Here is a 20,054-nt window from a genome sequence, read left to right as displayed (position 1 = left end):
ATCGGTGATCTCGGCCGAGCCGCTCGGCCGCAAGTGGCTTCTCGGCGTCTCGATCCTGGCGTTCCTCCTCACCTTTCTGCAGGTCCCCGGCTTCACCGTTGCCGACACCAAGTACGACCTGGCACAGAACCCTCTCGGATTTCTCGAACGCGCCTCCCATCAATGGAACAGCGCAGCCCCGCTCGGCCAGGTGCAGAACCAGGCCTACGGCTACTTCTTCCCCCACGGTGCGTTCTTCGCCGGCGGCGATCTGCTGTCGATCCCGCCGTGGATCACTCAACGCATCTGGTGGGCGCTGCTGCTCATCGCCGGGTTCTGGGGAATCGTGCGGCTCGCCGAAGCTCTCGGTGTCGGCAGCCGTAGTTCCCGTCTGATCGCAGCGACGGCCTTCGTTCTGTCTCCGCGAGTGATCACCACCCTCGCGTCGATCTCCTCCGAGACGATGCCGATGATGCTGGCACCGTGGGTGCTGGTCCCGATGGTGCGGTATCTCGCCGGCGACGATGCGAAACAGACGGTTCGGCGCTCGGCCGCGCAGTCTGCACTGGCGGTGGCCCTGATGGGCGCGGTCAACGCCGTCGCCACCGCCGCCGCCGTTCTGGTCGCCGTGATCTGGATGCTCACGCATCGGCCGAACAAGCGGTGGTTCGTCTTCGGTGCCTGGTGGTCGGGCTTTCTGGTGCTTGCGACGCTGTGGTGGATCGTTCCACTGCTGTTGCTGGGCAAGGTCTCTCCGCCGTTTCTCGACTACATCGAATCCTCCGGCACCACCACGCAGTGGACGTCACTGACGGAAGTGCTGCGCGGTACCGGCAGCTGGACGCCGTTCGTCTCTCCCGAGCGAGTGGCCGGTGCCGTTCTGGTGACGCAGCCGGCGGCCGTCATCGCAACGGGCTTGATCGCGGCCGCTGGAATCGCGGGCCTGGCCATGCGGTCCATGCCCGCCCGCGGCCGGTTGACGATCATGCTGTTCGTCGGTCTGGTCGGCCTCGGTGCCGGGTTCGTCGGTGATCTGGACGGCCCGTTCGCTGCCGCCGTTCGAGTGTTCCTCGATTCTGCAGGCGCACCGCTACGCAACATCCACAAACTAGAGCCGGTCATTCGAATTCCGTTGGTGCTCGGGCTGGCTCATCTGTTGGCCCGGGTACCGCTGCCGGGTTCCGCACCGCGATCGCAGTGGAAAACGGCCGTCGCGCATCCCGAGAAGCACCCGATGATGGCGGTGACCGCGTTGGTGCTCGTCGCCTTGACGCTGTCCACCTCGCTGGCGTGGACGGGCAAGCTCGCGCCCCGCGGTGCGTACGAGGCCGTTCCGCAGTACTGGCACGACGCGGCGGACTGGCTCACCGAGAATGCGTCGGGATCGAGTCCGGACGGTTCCGACGCGCAGCGGGCCCTGATCGTGCCGGGCGCACCGTTCGCTCTTCAGACCTGGGGATTGACCCGAGACGAACCGCTGCAGGCTCTGGCCACCACCCCCTGGGCCGTCCGCGACGCCGTACCCCTCACCCCGCCGGGTGCCATCCGGGCACTGGACTCCGTGCAACGACTCTTCGCCGACGGTCGGCCGTCGGCCGGATTGGCCGATACCCTTCTGGGCCAGGGCATCAGCTACGTAGTCGTGCGCAACGACCTCGATCCCGAGAACTCCCGGTCCACGCGTCCGGCATCGGTGCACCAGGTGCTCGACGGTTCCGCGGGACTCGAGAAGGTGGCCGAATTCGGTGAGGACGTGGCCCCCGGTCAGGTCGACGGCGTTGTGCTCGACGGCGATCTTCGACCGCCGTATCCGGCTGTGGAGATCTATTCGGTGCGTGATTCGGCGGGCATTCCCGCGTCCGGCCCCTACACCGTCGATCTCGATCGTGTCCCGGTGGTTCAGGGTGGACCGGAGTCCATTCTGCGCTCGAACGAGTTGCGGAACAACGGGATTCGCAATCCGGTGCCGTCAGGCCCCACTCTGCTGGCTTCGGATGCGGCCGCGGCCGGCATTGCCGTGAACTCTGTGACGGTGACCGACACCCCGATGAACCGTGAGACCGACTTCGGCCAGGTCGACAATCACAGTTCTGCCCTGCGGGCCGCCGACGAGCCACGGCGTTCGCTCAACGAGGTTCCCGACTACCCGGTGTACGGGGCGAAGACCGTCGACGCCGAATGGGAGGGCGCGACCCTGACGGCGTCGAGCTCGGCGTCGGACGCCACCCAGATCGGCGGCAGCGCCCCCGGCAGCGGTGTCGCCGCCGCGGTGGACGGCGACCTGGCCACCAGCTGGATCAGCAACGGCATCGAACGTGCTGTGGGGCAATGGCTTCAACTCGACTTCGATACTCCCGTGCGCGGCGGGCTCTTGCACATGCGCACCAGCCCCGGGACGATAGGCGACCCGGTGAAATGGGTGGAGATCACCACCCCGAACGGCTCGACGGCGGCGCGCGTCGACGAGCCGGGTGAGCCGATGACGGTGTCACTGCCGGGCGGTGAGACGCCGTGGCTGCGCATCACCGCGAAGTCGACGGTCGACGGAACCCGAGGCAGCCAGTTCGGCATCAGCGAGGTGTCGGTGGACGACTACTCCGACCGGGACAATCCGAAGCAGGTACCGATCGTGCACCGCGCGGTGCTGCCCGAGACTCCCGCCGGGGCGAGCGTCGACGCCTGGGAACTGGGCCAGGAATTCCCAGGCCGCTCCGGGTGCCTCGACACCGAGGATCGAATCCGTTGCAGCAGTGGACTGTCCAAGTCACCCGAGGAACTCGGGCGCTTCTCACGCACGATCGACGTGCCGATGGGCACCGCGGTGATCCCCGATCTGACGGTCCGTACGCGGCAGTCCCCCGAACTCGAAGCGCTGCTCGCGCAACCGGGGCGGCCGTTGGCCGGCGGGGCGTCGGACGTCGCGGACCTGCATGGCTCGGCGTTCGCGGCGACCGACGGCGATCCGCGCACGTCCTGGACAGCGCCGGAGAAGTCGATCACCGACCGAGCGGGGACCAACCCGACCCTGACCATCGAATTGCCTGCTCCCACACTGGTGGACGGGCTAGAGCTCAGCCCGAGCCTGGGTGCACTCCCGGCCCATCCCACTCGGGTCGCGGTCAACCTCGGCAACGGGCCGATGGTGCGCGACGTCGACACCGACGGCTCGACGACCCTCGAGCTGGCACCGCAGGTGACGGACAGGATCGTCCTGTCGATCGTGGACTGGGACGGGGTGTTGGACCGAAACTCTCTGGGCTTCATCCAGTCTCAGCCGCCCGGCTTCGCAGAAGTGACACCACTGTCCGGTGGTGAACCGATCGGCGCACCGTACGACGGCGATCGCGAGATCACCGTCGACTGCTTCGACGGCCCCATCGTCTCCATCGCCGGGCAGACGGTGCGCACGTCGGTGACGGCCACCGCGGACCAGTTCCGATCCGGTGAACCACTGAAGGCCTCGGTGTGCGACGCCGACACTCCGGTGAACGAGAACTTCGTCAACCCGGTCTCGCTGCCCGAGGGACACCAGGACGTGGTGGTGGAGCCGGGAGCATCGTTCTTCGTCGACGGCATTCGGTTGCGCACCATGCCCATTCCGGCCGACTGGCCGACGGAATCGGCCCCGCAGTCCGCCAGGACCACCGCCTGGAGCCCCGATCACCGCGAGGTGACGCTGACGTCCACGACTGAGGACCGCTTGCTGGTCATCCCGGAGAGCAACAACAGTGGTTGGCGCGCAACCACTCCCGGTGGCGTCGAACTGTCCCCGGTGGTGGTCGACGGGTGGCAGCAGGCCTGGATCGTTCCGGCCGGGGCGTCGGGCACGATTTCGCTGGATTTCGCCACCGACCGCTGGTATCGCCTCGGCATCTTCGGTGGGCTGCTCCTGCTGATCCCGCTGCTGTTCGCAGCGCTGGGTCGGCCGCGCAGTATGCCCGATCTCGGGCCCTCGCCGCGGCCGTGGCGGAGCGTTTCGGCTGCCCTGGTGGCACTGCTCGGGGCGACGATCGTGTTGGCCGGAATTGCCGGTGCGATCACGGTGGCCGTGATCGGTTTCGGCGCGGTGTTCCTGGACCGCCGTTACGGTCGCGCGCTCTCCTCACGCGTGTTGGTCGGCGCGGCAGGCGGATTCGCGTTGCTGGGCGCGGCGCTGCTCTCGCTCGGGCCTTGGCGATCGACCGACGGGTACGTGGGCGAATCGTACGGAGTGCAGCTGGCCGCGCTGATCGGCATCGTCGCGTTGGCGATCAGTGCGATGCGGAAACCGTGATCGGCTTCTTCGGTGCGAAGCGTCGTCGGGCAGGTTCTTCGACCAGCGCGTAGCTGGCCGCGGCCACCGGAATCGACAGCGCGAGAGTCACCGTCAGTACGAACCACATCCCACCCGAGAACGGGATGATGCCGAACACCGGGAACACCACGGCCAGGACGGCCAGGTGCCAGATGAAGATTCCGTACGACCACCGCCCGAGCGTGAGCATCACCGGATGCTCGAACACTCGGTGCCGACGACCGGTGTCGGCCAACACCAGTGGCGAGAGCATCGCGAACGCGAGCACGGCGCCGAACACGATCTTCAGCTCGAACTGCCACGGCTCGGGACGTACCAGTCCCTGTGGGCCCGCCAGCGGAGTCGCCGACAGCACGAAAGCCGCGACCGCGATCGACGGCATCACCCATCTGCGCCGAGCCCACCGATGCACCCATGTCTGTGGGCCCACGGACACCTCGGCCAACACCATTCCGGCGGCGAACCACGGAAAGTACCCGGGCAGCCAGTTGTCGTGATGGATGGCGTCCGCGGTCGTGATCGGGACGAAGGCCCAGGACAGCGTCACCGCAGATGCACCGAGCAGCACCGAGATCCGGTGCTTGGCCGAGGCCCCACGCAGTCGAACCATCAGCCAGGCGAACACCGGTAGCAGCAGGTAGAAGGCCACCTCCACCGACAGCGACCACATCTGCGTCATGCCCTCGGTCAACGTCAGGGGCACGAACACCTGCGTCAGAGACAGATTGGCCAACCACACCCGGTAGTCGCCACCCGCATTCGGCAGAAACAGCAGCACCAGCACGACGACGACCCAGTAGGCGGGCAGGATGCGCACTGCCCGCGACCAGAAGTAGCGACGAGCCGGCTGAGCAGGCGCGAGTCCGCGGGCCTGCGCGGCATGGGGGCGCCACAGCAGAAACCCCGACAGCGCGAAGAAGATGGCAACGGTCAGATCGAACCTGCCCCAGATACGCCCCATGAGCGGGGAATTCGCGGCACCGGTCTGGAATGCGACGTGGGTGACGACGATGCCGATCGCGGCCAGCGCGCGCATTCCCTCGAGCGCAGGGACGAACGCGCGCAGCGGAACGACGGAGGGCGAGTGGACTCGAGTGCTCATGGTGGTCTCAAGTGTGCCGTGTCGAACCGGCGCAGACGAGACCGGTGCCACTGTCTGCTGTTACTGTCACCTGCGACGTGTCGTATCAAATCGGGCATCGGGTCGGGGCTGACGTCTTTCCCGACCGCGGTGTCTTCCATGAAGCGGTCAACTAAGGAGATTCAGCATGGCGGAGCGCTCAGGGCCGAGCCGGATACTTGCCCTCGTACTCATCGGCTTGGGCGCGTTTCTGGTGGTCGCCGCCATCCTCATTCCCACGTACACCATCTCGGCGCTCGAGAAGACGCCGTTGGACCTCGAAGTCACCACCGTCTCCACCGGTGAGGGCAGCGTCCTGAATGCGAGCTCGCTCGCGGCCGGTCGCGCAGTCGTCGACCAGAACGTTCCTCTCGTCTCGCAGCGATTCGTCACCGTCGAGGATCCCTCCGACGCCGACATCATGACGCTGCAGGCAGGCCAGACCCTGCGACGCAGCGACAAGCAGGCCGATACCGGGCTGCTGACGGCGAGCGTCGATCGCGTCACCATCGACCGCAAGACGTCGATGCCCGTCGAGAACCCGATCGGCACCATCCAGGTGGCAGGCAACGCGCCGGCCGACGAGGTGGCCCACACCGGACTGCAGTACAAGTTCCCGTTCAACGCGGAGCAGAAGAGCTACCCGTACTTCGACGTCAACGCCCGCGCATCGAAGGACATCGACTTCGTCGAGGCAACCGAGATCAACGGAACGCCGGTGTACCAGTACCAGCAGACCGTCGGCCCGGTCGACCTGTCGACCGTGGTCAACCTGCCGACCAACAAGGTGACCCTGCCCGCCGACACCTGGGGTGTCGAGGGTGGAGCCGCTCCGGTGACGATGACTCGCTGGTACGAGAACACCCGCACCCTGTGGGTCGAACCCGAGACCGGCGTCGTTGTCAAGGGCGAAGAGCAGATTCACCAGTACTACGCACGTGAAGCAGGCCGGCCCGAGGTCGACGTCCTCAACGCTCCGATCACGTTCGACGAGAACACGGTCGAATACCAGATCCAGCAGGCAAAGGACGGCCAGGACCGGATCTCGCTCTTCGGCCGCACCGTCCCGATCATCGCCGGAATTCTCGGTGTCATCTCGCTGATCGCCGGAGTGTTCTTGCTCCTGCGTGGCGGCGCAAACGGCGGACATCGTCAGCCGGCCCGAGCGGACAACACTCCGCGACCGACCCCCGGCGGCGGAACCGCGACGAACCGCGACTGGACGACCGACCGCACCGAGGAAATCCCGAGGACGAACCTGTCCAAGGAGTAAGTGCCCGGAGCAACCGAAACAACCCGATGGCGTGGTCATGTGAGAACACATGACCACGCCATCGGTGTTTTCTCACGCGGTCGACAGAATCCCGTAGTGGTGGGGTTGACGCATCAGGACGAGGTCTTTGCGTCGCACGACATTGGTCGGATAGGGCCCGCCGAGATTGGTGGTGTCGACGACACTCGTCGCGTGGCCGGGTTCGGGCCCGTCGACGATGGCCTCGGTTCGGGGGAAGGCAAACGTATCCGGTCCGAACACGCCGCTGTGTCCGACGATTCCGCGACCCGGGTCCACTGCGTTGGCGAACGCGAAGTAGACGTTGTTCTCGCCGGCACGCACGCGCATGTGGTGCCAGTGGGTCGCATCGGGCCCGGTGAGAACCTCGGCGGCAAGAGGAATCTCGGTTCCCGGGTGTGATCCCACGAACGTTCCTGCCAGTGCGGACGGGCAGGCGATCAGATCGCAACCACGCAATGCGAGTACTCGCCCCGATTCCGGCAGCAGCGCATCGTTGCCGATGAGAAGCCCGACTCGTCCCAGAGGAAGATCGACCACCGTCCAGGTGTCGCCGGCGTCGAAAAGCGGAGTGTGCTCCGTGGACAGGTGTATCTGTCGGTAGGAAGTGCGGACCCCGTCGGTTCCGAGCAGGACGGCGGCGTTGTACACCCGATCGTCGTCGGTGTCACGCTCTGCGATACCGACGACGATGGACAGGCCGTGCCGGACCGCGAGGTCGGCGATCCGAGTGAGCGAGGGTCCGTCGAGGGCTTCGGCGACGTCGCTGGGTGGTCGATCCGCGGAGACGGGACCGGTGATCGACAGCTCAGGGAATACGACGAGATCGGTTGCACCGGCTACTTGTCGGACCCTGGCCTCGATCTCGGCAAGGTTGCTCTCGATCGAGGCACTCGGCGTGCACTGCACCACGCTCACAGCAGACGTGCCACCCGCGGGCAGCGGCGAGTGGCCGTACAGGGTGAAGAAGTCGAGAGGGTTCCAGCTGTACGTGTTCGTCTGCAGCTCGCGGTACAGGTCCGGTCGACGCGTCGGACCCAACTCGCGGGTGCGTCGAACGTCGATCTCGCCTGCGACGATGCCGTTGCCGACGTCGATTCGACCGGTGACTGTGCCGTCGGGCTCGATGATGCATGTGCCGCCACTGAATTGGACCGTCCGTTCGAGTCCCCATCGATTGCTCTCGATGACGTAGCAGTTGTTCTCGAAGGCTCGGCTGATCCAATACGGTGCCGGAGTTCGTTCTGCGAGCCAGTTGCTGATGTGGCAGATCACGTCTGCCCCTTGCAGGGCGACCACCCGAGCAGTCTCGACGAAGTGCAGATCCATGCAGATCAGCATCGCGATTCGGCCGAGACGGGTCTCGAACACCTGATGGCCCAGGTTTCCCGGTGCCGCCCATTTGGGTTCGGCGATGTACGGGTGGGTCTTGCGATGGGTTCCGACGATTCCCTCCGGTCCGACGAGAACTGCACTGTTGTAGAACAATCCACTCGTCGGATCGACCTCGGGCATGCCCAGCACGATGTAGCAGTCACGCCTGGCGGCAATCTCGACGAACGTATCGGTGGTGGGCCCCGGAATCTGCTCGACGACGGTCGCTGCTTCCTCGGGATCGTGGAAACAGTAACCGGTGGTGGCCATTTCGGGTGTGGTGATCAGCTCGGCCCCGTCGGCGGCGGCCTTGTCGACCAGGTCCGCCAGGGCAGCGATGTTCGCGTCCTTGGCGAACAACGTGGGCTCGAACTGGACGGCCGCTGCGGTGAATGTCATGACGCTACAGTCCTTTCGGTTGCCGGAGCTTCGGCTGAGACCGGCGGTTCGTAGTACTTCCCTCGCGTTGCCACGGTGAGCGGGATGTAGATGATCGGTCCGAGGATCATCGCGATGAACGAGGCGTAGTAGGACGGGTAGAGACCGAACACACCGATGCCGCCCACGGCCACGCCTGCTGCCATGGCGAAGATTCCGCAGGGGTTCCAATTACGGACTCGTCCTTCGCGAAACTCGATGTCGTTTCGCGGAGCGAGGCCGAGCATCCGCCTGCAGACGAAGTAATCGGCGAGCAGAATGAAGATCCAGGTGTTGGTCATGATCCCGGTGACGGCCAGGAACTTGTCGGTGTACTGCAGGATGTTGACCGGGTAGCAGAGCACGCCGACGACGAGCAGCGCCACCATCCACCATTGGCGTCCGACCTTGCGAGGCGAGAGCACGTCCCAGGCATTGGACAGGGCGAGGGAGCCGGAGTACAGGTTCATCACGTTGATGCGAACCTGGGTCACGACGGCGAAGATCACTCCGAGCAGTCCCATCACGACAGCGAAGTAGAGTCCCGGATCGGTGGCCGAAAGTTCGGGTGTCGCAGTACTTCCGGTGAAGTGACGCAACATGGTGAAGCCGAGGAAGACGCCGAGAATCATCACGACGACGATCATCAGCAGCTCGGCGAGCATCAGTCCTGCGGTGCCGACGTAGCTGACGCTCTTCTTGACGAACCGTCCGTAATCGGTGGCGATGAGCGCCTGGAACACGACCTGCCCGTTGGCGAGACTGAATGCCTGCCACATCGCGGTGGCGGTGAGCCCGCCGGTGGCCTCCCACTGACCGGGACCCACCAGAACGTATCCGCTGGCGAGCATGTACATACCGATGGCGAACAGAATGAGGAAGATCGGCATACCGAATCGCTGCAGAATGTTCATCGAGTGCATCCCGCGCCAGGAGAAGAGCAGCGCAACCAGGGCTACCAGTGCGAATACGACTGTGGCCCAGGCAGAGTTGATGTCGATTCCGGCCAGTTCACTGAGGCCGTGCGAGACGATGCTGCCCTCGAAGATGAAGTAGAAGACGTAGTTCACGGCGTAGACGAGCGATGCCACGGCCGAGCCTTTGGTGCCGAACCCGAGCCCGCGAGTGAGCAGAGGGAGCGACAGGCCCTCCTGGCTGGCGATCCGCATGATCAGGCTGCCGACGAGCGTCGCGCCGATCACCATGTAGGCGACGGGGATCAAGAACATCGGCCACCCCACCAGGAAGCCGATCTGGCCACCGAGGGCGAACCAGAACATCGCGGTGACGTTGCCGGTGAGGACCAGCAGGATCGCCGGCCGTCGCCAGCGTTGGTCGTCGGGCACACGAGAGGTTGCATAGCTTTCGATCTGGTCGTCGAGGCTGGTTGCAGGCCCCTCGAAGTACTTCTTCATGTTCATGAACGTGTGTCCACTTCGGTTCGCGGCAAGAGCGCTGATTGCGCTGCATCGGAACAATACTTTCCGTGGACACTATTGCAACGTGAAACATGTTAATTGGAGATCACGAAAGTTCACGACCACGCACAGGGGCAGCACACAGAGGGGCGACAGCCGGAACAGTAAGCCGCTCAGTGAGCGAGCGAGGACGCCTTCGCAGTGGCCTCGAGCGAGCGCAGCAAGGATTGCAATTGCTCACGGTCCGACTCGGACGCGAACACGGCCGCTGCAACGGCTTCCATGACCGGGGCAGCCTCGTCGTACTTGGCCCGCCCGCGCGCGGTCAGTCGTATGAGCACCTGACGACGATCGACCGTGCCGGTGCGACGGTGCACGAGATTGTTGGAGACCAGCCGATTGACGGCTTTGGTCAGAGTCGGGGGCGCGAGCAAGGCGAACTCTGCGGTTTCGGCCATCGTGTGGCCCTCGCCGTCGGACAGCAACGACAGCACTCGCCACTCTTCGAGATCGAGTTCCCACGGTACGAGCGCACCGCGCAGCCGATCCGAGACGGCACGCTCGACCACCGTGAGCAAACGAGCCGCCGAACCAGCCTCGTCGTGATTCACGCGATCATGCCCCTCTGCTCTTACCTTGCCACGGCGCTACAGTCTCCCTCAGCGATTCTAGAGCGAATCGACACGGATCGGACGGACAGCACGATGAACAGCGATCGGGTCGGCACGTTTCGCGTCGGTTTGATCTTTCCGATGTCCGGGCCGTTCGGCCTGGTCGGGCCGTCGAGTGAACTGTCGGCGCAGTTGGCCAGGGACGAACTCAACGCCGCGGACGGCGTACTCGGTCTGCGCGTCGAGCTGATCTCGATCGACGGTGGTCGCGACCCCGCTGCCGTGGCCCGTCAGGTGGCGACTCTTCTGGACGCAGGTGCTCTCGATGCGGTTGCGGGGATGCACACCTCGGCGGTGCGACGAGCCGTGATTCCGGTGACGGTGAATCGAATTCCCTACGTCTACACGTCCCTGTACGAGGGCGGCGATCGCTATCCGGGCCTGTTCATCACCGGTGAGACTCCCACCAACCAACTCGTCCCTGCCCTCGACTTCCTGGTCCGCGAATTCGGACGCAGGCGCTGGGCGATCGTCGGAAACGACTATGTCTGGCCACGCAAGAGCGCAGCCATCGCTGCCTCCCGCCTCCGGGAGCTCGGGGCGAGCGTGGTGCATGCCGAATTCCGGCCGGTGGGCAGCACCGACTTCGCCACCTCCGTTGCCGCGTTGGAACGGTCCGGAGCCGACGGTGCCGTCGTTCTCCTCCTTGGCGACGACGCCGTGTACTTCCATCAGCAGTTCGCTGCGGCAGGGCTCGACGCGCGATGTGTTCGGCTCAGTCCGTTGATGGACGAGAACATGTTGATCGCGGCCGGCGGCGACAGTACACACGGGCTCTACGTGGCGTCGGGATACTTCGAAACACTGGCCACCGAGGACAGTTTGGGGTTCTCCGCTCGTTTCGCCCGGGCGTTCGGGGTCGATGCGCCGATCGTCGGTGCTCTGGGTCAATCCTGCTACGAAGGCATCAAACTGCTGGGAGCACTGGTGAACAGGGCAGGCACCGTCGATGTCGGCGTCATCGAATCGATCTCCGATTCGGTGTCGTTCACCGGGGCCCGCGGGCGGCTCTCGCTGTCCAACGGCCATGTGGCGCAACCGATCTACCTGGCGCTGGCCGGCGAGGTCGACTTCGAGATCCTCAGCGAGATCAGGCCCGTCGCCGACTGATGTCCTTTCCCCACAGGGCGAGTCCGCACACCACCACCATCGTCACCGCGGCAGTGGCTGCAGCGACGGTGACGAATTGCGCGAGAGTCGACGCCACGAACAGCAACAGCAACACCTCTGCGGCCAGGGCGATCCAGGCAACGACGGCGAGGTGGGTGCGCTCACCTGCGATGGCCCACAACAACGCGCTCTGCAGCACGGCCAGACACGCACCCTGCAGCACGAACAGCCAGACGTAGTTCTGCACACCGGAATACGTATCGCCCACCACCAACGGCAACAGTGGAGACGCCAGTGCACCGCCGATCACCAGAACCGTACCGAGCCCTGCGACGACGGCCAGCGCCGACCGCACCGCGGCAGCAGAATGCAGAGGGTTCGCCATCCGTGGGTACAGCACCACCCCGACGGCCTGCGGCAACCAGAACGCCGCTTTGGACGCAACGGCCCCGACGGCGTACAGCCCGGCCTCGTTGGAGCTGAGCAGCGTGCGTGCCAGCACCAGATCCAACGCGGACATCGCGATCAACACCAACTGCACCTGCGACGCCTGCAGTACGGCCAGCACGGTGACCTTGGTTTCCGACACCGAGTTCACCGGCACCCCGGCCGTCCATCGCGCACCGAGGGCCACAACGCCGATGCCCGCGGCCGTGGCGAGAAGAACCGAACCAGGACCACCGCCGAGCACCAACACCAGCACGGCCGGAGCCACCTTGCCGAACCCGGCGGCGGCCAACACGATGCTCAGGGCTCCGAAACGCCCCCGTCCCTGCAGCAAACCCTGTTCGGCGGCCAACAGCACCAGCACCGGCGCAGCGATGACCGCCGACACGGTCGCCGCCATCGAGACGTCCAGGGCCGCGGACAGTGCGGGTGACAGTGCCAGAGCGAGCACCCCCACCACCGCCGCGCACCGATACCCCACCGTGCGTAGTTCACGAGAACTGCGCCCGCGCACCACCTCACGCGCGACGACGGATTGCAACGCCAACGCCGGAACCGCGAGAACCAATTGCGCAGCAAGCAGACTCGCGAATTCACCGTAGCCCTCGACGCCGAGCATCCGGCTCGCCAGAACCTGCAGCAGGTACGCCGCAACGTTCGCGAACATCGAACCGGCCGTCACCATCCCCATCCCGGCGACCGACGCACCCGCGGTGTGCACTGCCTCGGACGAGGCACGGAAAGACATGAGCCCACGGTATAGGGTGCCGATCATGGCGTGGTCGAGGTCGAGGTGGACACCGCCGCTGTACAGTCTGCTGCTCGCGGTCGTGATTGTCGGCCCGCTGCTCGGCCCCGGCCATCTCCTGCTGCGCGACGCCGTCAGCACTCCCCGTTCCTACTTCACCGACTCCGCCTGGGGAATCGCCGACGCGGCCGCGAGGGCAGTACCGCAGGACGCCGTTATCGCCACGCTGTCGACGGCGTTCGACGGCGGCCTGGTCGTCAAGACCATTCTGCTGCTGGCCCTGTGGCTGACCGGGTGGGGTGCCGCGGTCATGGCCCGAACAGTTCTGCCGACAGCCCCGCTACCCGCACTGCTCGTGGCATCGACGGTGGCCGTGTGGAATCCGTACGTCGCCGAGCGGCTGCTGCAGGGACACTGGAGCCTGCTCGTCGGATACGCCGCCCTTCCGTGGACCGTGGTCGCTGCGCTCGCGGTCAGAGAGGGCCGTTCCTGGTGGGCGCTCGCAGCCTGTCTCGCCGCGGCCGGGCTCACCCCCACCGGCGCGTTGCTCGCCGCAACCATCGCCCTGGTGGTCCTCGCCCTCCCCGGGGGTGCCCGACGCGGCCTGCGCGTGGTCGGTGCCGTCGGGCTGGCGGCGGTGGCGTCGGCGCCGTGGCTGGTGGCGACGGCGGTGTCCGGCGGTGGCGTCGAGCAGGCGGATCCGGCGGGTTGGGCGGCGTTCGCAGCGCGGGCGGAGCCGGGTCTGGGCACCCTCGGCAGCCTCGCCGGTCTCGGTGGAATCTGGAACTCCGATGCTGTACCCGCTTCTCGCACAAGCCTTTTCGCGTTCGTGGGTACGGCGCTACTGCTGACCGTTGTCGCGTTCGGTGTGCGTCCGTTGCTCAGGCGTCGAAGAAATCCGGTGATCGTAGGGCTCGGTGTTGTTGCCGTGCTTGCCATCGCAGCCCCTGCGCTGGCAGCGACGGGACCCGGTCTGGCAGCGGCCAGGGCGCTCGGCGAGACGGTGCCCGGTGCCGGCCTGCTCCGCGACTCCCAGAAATGGGTGGCGCTGGCCGTGCCGATCTACGTGTTGGCCGCGGCGGCCGCATTCACTCCTCGGTATCGACCGAATCCGGTGCAACCAACCGCGCTGACCGCGGTCCAGCGCACCCGATTCGGCAGCGCCGTTGCAATCTCGGCCCTGCTGATCGCATTGCCCGACCTGGGCTGGGGCGTCGGGAACTCGATGCGACCCGTGGCGTATCCGGCGTCCTGGCAGGCGGTCGCAGCCGAATTGCAGGGCAGCGACGGCGATGTCGCGGTACTACCCGCCGGGATGTTCCGCCGCTTTCCCTACAGCGGGAGTGCACCCGTTCTCGATCCCGCGCCGCGCATGCTGCCACTGGACGTACTGCAGACCGGCGAGCTCATCGTCGCGGGCGGCACGGTGCGGGGCGAGGGGGCGCGCGCGACGGAGGTCCAGAATACCCTGCTCGCAGGTGAACCCACGAACGTGATCGCAGCGCTGGGCGTCGGCTGGGTACTGGTGGAGAACACCACCCCCGGCGAACTCGGCCGGTCCGAGCAAACACTGGATGCACTGGACGTCGTGTATTCCGACGACCAACTCACGCTCTATCGGGTACCCGATCCCGTGCCGACCGAGAGCCGGCAGGCAGCGGCCGTCGTCGTTGCCCACCTCGCCTGGGCAGTGCTGCTTCTCGGGGGCCTAGCGGTAGGACTGCTGCGCCGAATCCGAGTGCTGCGCACCCACCAGACCTGACGACCACGCCCCGCGCGTCGTCGCGTCGAGCACCGAGTAGACACCTTGCGCGCACTGCTCCCAGGAGAATTCGGCCGCGCGCACTCGGGCCTTCTCGCCCAGGCGAGTTCGGGCTTCGGTGTCCTGCAGCAGCTCCGACACGGCAGCGGTCAGGCCGGAGACGTCCCGGTCCCCCTCGGCATCGGAAAGCCCGCCCACCAGAACACCGGTGACGCCGTCGATGATGGAATCGGTGAGCCCCTTGGAACTTCGGTAGCCGACGGTCGGCACGCCGTGCTGGGCTGCCTCGACGACCGCGAGGCCCCAGCCCTCCTTGCGGGAGGGCATGACGTGCACCCAGGAGCGACCGAGCAGGGCGTGCTTGCGGTCCTCGTCGACGTGTCCGTGGAAGGTGACGTACTGCTCGATGCCCAGTTCTCCGACGTAGTCGCGGAGGTTCTGTTCCCACCAGCCGCCACCGATGACGTCGAGGTGGATGTCGGGGATGCGACCGCGCAGCGCGGCGACGACGTCGAGTGCGTCCTCGATCTGCTTGTGCGGAACCAAGCGGGACAGGACGGTCAGCGACGGATGTGCGGTGCGGGTGCTCTCGTCACCCTCGGGCACCGACTGCGGAATCTCGTCGGCTCCGTTGCGCACCACGGCGATGCGCTCGCGGTCGACGCCCAGTGCGACCAGTTCGTCCGCGGACGGCAACGACACCGTCAGGTACTGATTGCGGCGGTGGACCCTCGGCGACACCGTCGATTCGAGCCACCAGCCGAGCTTGGCCATCATCGGCCCCGCGACCGGCCACTGCTCGCGGTGGCAGTGGTGCACCAGCAACGTCACCGGAACGCCGAGCGCCGCCCGTGAGAAGAAGGGAATGCCGTTCTGGGTGTCGATCACCGCGTCGGGTGCGATGCCCTTGAGCGGGCCGAAACCGAGCCGTCCGGCTGCGATGGCGGCCAGTGCGCGGGGATACACCGACAGGCGTCCACCGCCGCGACTGATGCGGATGCCGTCGACGATTTCCTCGGCGGGAGCTCCGGGGTACGACGCAGTCCTCAGCGTGACGCGGACGCCGCGTCGAGCCAGACCCGCGCCCACCTGCTCGAGGTAACGCTCGCTGCCGCCGCCCTGCGGGTGCCCGGTATCGCGCCAGCACAGCAACAGAACCTCGCGCACAGCTCGCTTCACCCAATTTCCGCATGCTCGTCTCGACCGCAGTCGATTACCGCTGCCACAGTAACCGCTAGGGTTCGTTTTCGTGACTTCCGCCGTGACACGTCTGTTCGCCTCTCGCGCGACACTGCGCCGCTCGGTGAGTCTGCTGAAGGACTTCGGGCACGAGCAGAGTGCTCCCGACATCTTCTACGGCGCGCTCGCTCGCGATTCCGTGGAGCTGATCGGCGATCTGTATCGGGGCCTGACCGGCACCGACATGTCCGCGGCGACCGTACTGGACGTGGGCGGTGGACCCGGATACTTCGCCGAGGTCTTCGGTGCGAGCTGCGCGCGCTACCTGCCCGTCGAGCCCGACGCGTCCGAGATGCACGCAGCGGGACTGCAGATACCCGGCTCGGTACGCGGCTCCGGGATGGCGCTGCCGTTTCGTGACGACAGCGTCGACATCTGCTTCTCGTCCAACGTCGCCGAACACGTCCCCGAGCCGTGGACCATGGCCGAGGAAATGCTGCGAGTCACCAAGCCCGGCGGGTTGACCGTGCTCTCGTACACCATCTGGTTCGGTCCGTTCGGCGGCCACGAGACCCGACCCTGGCACTACCTCGGCGGCGAATACGCAGCCCGCCGCTATGCCCGCACCACCGGTCACGAACCGAAGAATCGATTCGGCGAATCACTGTTCGACATCAGTGCGGCAGACGGATTACGTTGGGCGCGAAGCACACCCAACGCAACACTGCTGGCCGCATTCCCGCGCTACCATCCCCGCTGGGCCTGGTGGATGATGCGAGTACCCGTACTCCGAGAGTTCCTGGGCAGCAACCTCGTCCTCGTCCTGACACCGAACACATAATCTGGACCGATGACGGCACTCGCGCTCGACATCGGCGGCACCAAGATGACAGCGGCACTCGTCGGCGACGACGGGCGGCCACAGAATCCGGTGACGGTGCCGACTCCCGAGTCCGGGGTGTGGAAGGCGTGCGCGTCGTTGCTTCGGAAGATGGCTCCCGGACAGCACATCGACCGCATCGGCGTCGCCTGCTCCGGTCCGGTGAACCTCGAGACCGGGTCGGTCGCACCGATCAACATCGACGAGTGGAAGAACGGTTTCGGTCTGCGCGATCACATCGCCGTGGTCTTCCCCGAGTCCGACATCCGCCTCGCGATGGACGGCAGCGCAGCGGCACTCGGCGAGCACCGCTACGGTGCGGCCGTAGGTGTGCCGGATGTGCTGAGTCTGGTGGTGTCGACCGGGATCGGCGGTGGGTTGGTGCTGGGCGGGAAGATCGTCGCCGGTGCCAGCGGCAACGCGGGCCACATCGGCCACATCGTCGTTCCCGGTTCGACGACGCCCTGCGCGTGCGGCGGAATCGGCTGCGTGGAAACCGTCGCGAGTGGGCCTTCGGCGGTGCGGTGGGCGCGTGAGCTGGGTTGGACCGGCAGCAGCGGAACCGAATTGGCCGCCGATGCCGCCGCCGGGGAGCCGATCGCCATCACCTCGTTGCAGCGCGCTGGGGTGGCGCTGGGCCAGGCGATCGCGTCGGCCGTCGCCCTGGTGGACGTTCGCATGGTGGTGATCGGTGGTGGCTTCGCCCAAGCCGGCCCGCCGCTGTGGAATCCGATTCAGGAGTCGATCGCGCTGCACGCACGCCTGAAGTTCCTCGATGGCCTGCAGGTGGTGCCTGCTGCGTTGGGTGGACTAGGCACCCTGGGCGGGGCGGCCGCGCTCACTGCCTGAGCGTCCATATCCACACAGCCAGAACGGGACCCACCCCTCGGTGAGTCCCGTTCTGTGTCGTGAATACTACGCGCCCAGGCGCTGCTTGAGGGCGTCGAATTCGTCCTGAATTCCGGTGGGCAGTTTCTCGCCGACGAAGTCGAACCACTCCTGGATCAGTGGGATTTCGGCCTTCCACTCGTCGGAGTTCACCGCGAGTGCCTCGGCCACGTCCTCGACGGTGGTGTCGAGTCCGTCGATGTCGAGTGCCTCGGCGGTGGGGACGACACCGATCGGCGTCTCGATTCCTGCGGCCTTGTGCTCGATGCGCTCGACGATCCACTTGAGCACGCGCGAGTTCTCACCGAATCCGGGCCACAGGAAGCGCTTGTCCTCGCCGCGGCGGAACCAGTTGACGTAGAACACCTTCGGCAGCTTGGACTCGTCGGCATTCTTGCCCAGGTCGATCCAGTGCTGGAAGTAGTCGCCCACGTTGTAGCCGAGGAACGGCAGCATGGCCATCGGGTCGCGGCGGACGGTTCCGACGGTGCCCTCGGCGGCAGCGGTCTGCTCGGAGCCGACGGTGGCTCCCATGAACACGCCGTGCTGCCAGTCGCGAGCCTCGGTCACCAACGGAACGGTGGTCTTGCGGCGTCCACCGAACAGGATCGCCGAGATCGGGACACCCTTGGGGTCGTCCCACTCGGGAGCCATCGACGGGCACTGCGCCATCGGCACGCAGTAGCGCGAGTTCGGGTGCGCGGCATCGGTTCCGGACTCGGGGGTCCAGTCGTTGCCCTTCCAGTCGATCAGGTGATCGGGCTTGCCTTCGAGGCCCTCCCACCACACGTCGCCGTCGTCGGTCATGCCGACGTTGGTGAACACCGAGTTGCCCTGATCGATGGTCTTCATCGCGTTGGGGTTGGAATCCCAGTTGGTACCCGGTGCCACACCGAAGAAGCCGTATTCGGGATTGACGGCGTAGAGGCGGCCGTCCTCACCGAAACGCATCCACGCGATGTCGTCACCGATGGTCTCGGCACGCCAGCCCGGGATGGTGGGCTGAATCATCGCCAGGTTGGTCTTGCCGCACGCGGACGGGAACGCCGCTGCGATGTAGTACGCCTTGTCCTCAGGGGAGATCAGCTTGAGGATCAGCATGTGCTCGGCGAGCCAGCCCTCGTCGTGGGCCATGGCCGAAGCGATGCGCAGCGAGTAGCACTTCTTGCCGAGCAGGGCGTTGCCGCCGTAGCCGGATCCGTAGCTCCAGATCTCGCGATCCTCGGGGAAATGCGTGATGTATTTGGTGTCGTTGCACGGCCACGGCACATCCGCCTGGCCCTCGGCGAGCGGAGCGCCGAGCGAGTGCAGCGCCTTGACGTAGAACCCGTCGTCACCGATCTTGTCGAGTGCGGCCTGGCCCATGCGGGTCATCACGCGCATCGAGACGACAACGTACTCCGAGTCGGTGAGCTCGACGCCCAGCTTGGGGTCGGCCGCGTCGAGAGGGCCCATGCAGAACGGCACCACGTACATGGTGCGTCCGCGCATGCAGCCGCGGTAGAGATCGGACATCAGCGTCCGCATCTCGGCGGGGTCCATCCAGTTGTTGGTGGGACCGGCGTCGATCTCCTCCTTGGAACAGATGTACGTACGCGACTCGACGCGAGCGACGTCCGACGGATCGGAGTTGCCGAGGAACGAGTTGGGCTTCTTCTCGTCGTTGAGACGAGTGAAGGTGCCTGCCTCGACCAGCTTGGTGGTCAGGCGCTCCCATTCGGCGTCGGATCCGTCAGCGAACACCACGGATTCCGGTTCGGTCAGTTCGGCTACCTGGGCAACCCAGGCGAGCAGTTCTTTGTGTCGAGTCGGCACGTTGTCGGTGCCGCTCAAACCGGGAATGGTGGCTGAGGTCATCTAACTCTCCTGGGGTGAGCCGGAACCGGGAAGTACTCGCACGATCACTGTTGGGCAAACATGCGCGAGCAGATCTCGGTTTTCCCCTCTCGGCGGGGCGCTGCTCGACCGTTCGAGCCGCAGTACACCATCGTAACGGGTACAGCAAGCCGAGCGTCGAGCGCCGGGTGTCCTGGTACTCAGGTTAACGCCGAGCGACGTAAATCCGGAAACAGGGTGTTGTCCGATTAGTCACAGGACCGATTCAGATAGGGAAAGATCCGCGCAAGAAGGCGTCTACCAGCACCGACGTCCGCTCGGGACGGACCGGCTACAGCTCGCCCGATTCGGTCATTTCGCCCCGGCCGATACCGTTCGCTTCTCGAAAAATTTCCCAGGATCGGTACTGCCCGTCACGTCCGAACGATGTGAACTTGTCGGTCACACCATCGCCGTCCACGTCGGTCGCCACGGTCATCCCGGCGTCGGTACGGCGTACGGTGGTCTCGAAGTGACCGTCTCCGTCGAGATCGAACAGGTCCGTCGAGACCGTGGGCTCACCCGAATCCCCGACGTCGTGAGGTTCGGCCTCCTCCGCGAGGAACCCACCTGCTGCGAAGCCATCCACCGCGATCATCGA

14 protein-coding genes are annotated in these 20,054 nt (G+C 66.0%); 6 read left to right on the top strand and 8 right to left on the bottom strand.

The genetic code is table 11. The features are described 5' to 3' along the window. Nucleotides 1–4: 4 nt before the first annotated feature. The gene (locus CH276_RS03920) at nucleotides 5–4,252 is read left to right on the top strand and encodes an alpha-(1->3)-arabinofuranosyltransferase (RefSeq protein ID WP_094630541.1); all 4,248 of its coding nucleotides are present in this window, start codon (nucleotides 5–7) and stop codon (nucleotides 4,250–4,252) included. Here the strand turns inward: CH276_RS03920 and CH276_RS03915 are convergent. Next, complete coding sequence (locus CH276_RS03915; protein ID WP_176459094.1) at nucleotides 4,230–5,375, bottom strand: acyltransferase family protein; 1,146 nt, start codon at nucleotides 5,373–5,375, stop codon at nucleotides 4,230–4,232. The two genes, CH276_RS03920 and CH276_RS03915, sit on opposite strands and share 23 nt — an antisense overlap. Before the next feature lie 166 nt (nucleotides 5,376–5,541). Here CH276_RS03915 and CH276_RS03910 point away from each other — a divergent pair, with 166 nt between their 5' ends. Continuing rightward, entirely contained in the window at nucleotides 5,542–6,666 is a 1,125-nt protein-coding gene (locus CH276_RS03910; RefSeq protein ID WP_094630542.1) for a DUF3068 domain-containing protein, read from the top strand. Between the two features lie 72 nt (nucleotides 6,667–6,738). Here the strand turns inward: CH276_RS03910 and CH276_RS03905 are convergent, their stop codons facing one another. From CH276_RS03905 to CH276_RS03895, 3 genes are all read right to left on the bottom strand, one after another. Next, nucleotides 6,739–8,457, bottom strand: a complete 1,719-nt coding sequence (locus CH276_RS03905; protein ID WP_094630543.1) for a nitrilase-related carbon-nitrogen hydrolase — start codon at nucleotides 8,455–8,457, stop codon at nucleotides 6,739–6,741. Further along, nucleotides 8,454–9,896, bottom strand: a complete 1,443-nt coding sequence (locus CH276_RS03900) for a purine-cytosine permease family protein (RefSeq protein WP_094630544.1) — start codon at nucleotides 9,894–9,896, stop codon at nucleotides 8,454–8,456. Before CH276_RS03900 ends, CH276_RS03905 begins: the two co-directional genes overlap by 4 nt. 170 nt (nucleotides 9,897–10,066) lie before the next feature. Continuing rightward, nucleotides 10,067–10,504, bottom strand: a complete 438-nt coding sequence (locus CH276_RS03895) for a MarR family winged helix-turn-helix transcriptional regulator (RefSeq protein ID WP_094630545.1) — start codon at nucleotides 10,502–10,504, stop codon at nucleotides 10,067–10,069. Nucleotides 10,505–10,597: 93 nt separating this feature from the next. On the opposite strand from CH276_RS03895, the gene CH276_RS03890 reads away from it, so the two are divergent. Next, a complete protein-coding gene (locus tag CH276_RS03890; protein ID WP_094630546.1) occupies nucleotides 10,598–11,674 on the top strand; it encodes a substrate-binding domain-containing protein in 1,077 nt (358 codons plus the stop codon). Here CH276_RS03890 and CH276_RS03885 read toward each other — a convergent pair. Continuing rightward, entirely contained in the window at nucleotides 11,655–12,869 is a 1,215-nt protein-coding gene (locus tag CH276_RS03885; RefSeq protein ID WP_176459093.1) for a polysaccharide biosynthesis protein, read from the bottom strand. The genes CH276_RS03890 and CH276_RS03885 overlap by 20 nt on opposite strands. A 25-nt stretch (nucleotides 12,870–12,894) precedes the next feature. Between CH276_RS03885 and CH276_RS03880 the strand changes: the two genes are divergently transcribed. After that, nucleotides 12,895–14,631, top strand: a complete 1,737-nt coding sequence (locus tag CH276_RS03880) for a hypothetical protein (RefSeq protein ID WP_441344221.1) — start codon at nucleotides 12,895–12,897, stop codon at nucleotides 14,629–14,631. Here the strand turns inward: CH276_RS03880 and CH276_RS03875 are convergent. After that, on the bottom strand, nucleotides 14,578–15,798 hold the full coding sequence (locus CH276_RS03875; protein ID WP_094630674.1) for a glycosyltransferase family 4 protein: 1,221 nt from the start codon (nucleotides 15,796–15,798) through the stop codon (nucleotides 14,578–14,580). The two genes, CH276_RS03880 and CH276_RS03875, sit on opposite strands and share 54 nt — an antisense overlap. 82 nt (nucleotides 15,799–15,880) lie before the next feature. Here CH276_RS03875 and CH276_RS03870 point away from each other — a divergent pair, with 82 nt between their 5' ends. Both CH276_RS03870 and CH276_RS03865 read left to right on the top strand, forming a co-directional pair. Continuing rightward, complete coding sequence (locus CH276_RS03870; protein ID WP_254924204.1) at nucleotides 15,881–16,651, top strand: class I SAM-dependent methyltransferase; 771 nt, start codon at nucleotides 15,881–15,883, stop codon at nucleotides 16,649–16,651. Nucleotides 16,652–16,660: 9 nt separating this feature from the next. After that, on the top strand, nucleotides 16,661–17,539 hold the full coding sequence (locus CH276_RS03865) for an ROK family protein (RefSeq protein ID WP_094630549.1): 879 nt from the start codon (nucleotides 16,661–16,663) through the stop codon (nucleotides 17,537–17,539). Between the two features lie 66 nt (nucleotides 17,540–17,605). Here CH276_RS03865 and CH276_RS03860 read toward each other — a convergent pair whose 3' ends face one another. Together CH276_RS03860 and CH276_RS03855 are read right to left on the bottom strand one after the other, a co-directional pair. Further along, on the bottom strand, nucleotides 17,606–19,435 hold the full coding sequence (locus CH276_RS03860) for a phosphoenolpyruvate carboxykinase (GTP) (protein WP_032396654.1): 1,830 nt from the start codon (nucleotides 19,433–19,435) through the stop codon (nucleotides 17,606–17,608). A gap of 310 nt (nucleotides 19,436–19,745) precedes the next feature. After that, the gene (locus tag CH276_RS03855) at nucleotides 19,746–20,051 is read right to left on the bottom strand and encodes a DUF6802 family protein (RefSeq protein ID WP_045197272.1); all 306 of its coding nucleotides are present in this window, start codon (nucleotides 20,049–20,051) and stop codon (nucleotides 19,746–19,748) included. Nucleotides 20,052–20,054: the final 3 nt, after the last annotated feature.

The organism is Rhodococcus sp. 06-470-2, assembly GCF_002258235.1.
Lineage (GTDB): Bacteria > Actinomycetota > Actinomycetes > Mycobacteriales > Mycobacteriaceae > Rhodococcoides.
The sequence above is the reverse complement of the archived record's forward strand: the minus strand, read 5'-3'. Positions and strand labels throughout refer to the sequence as shown.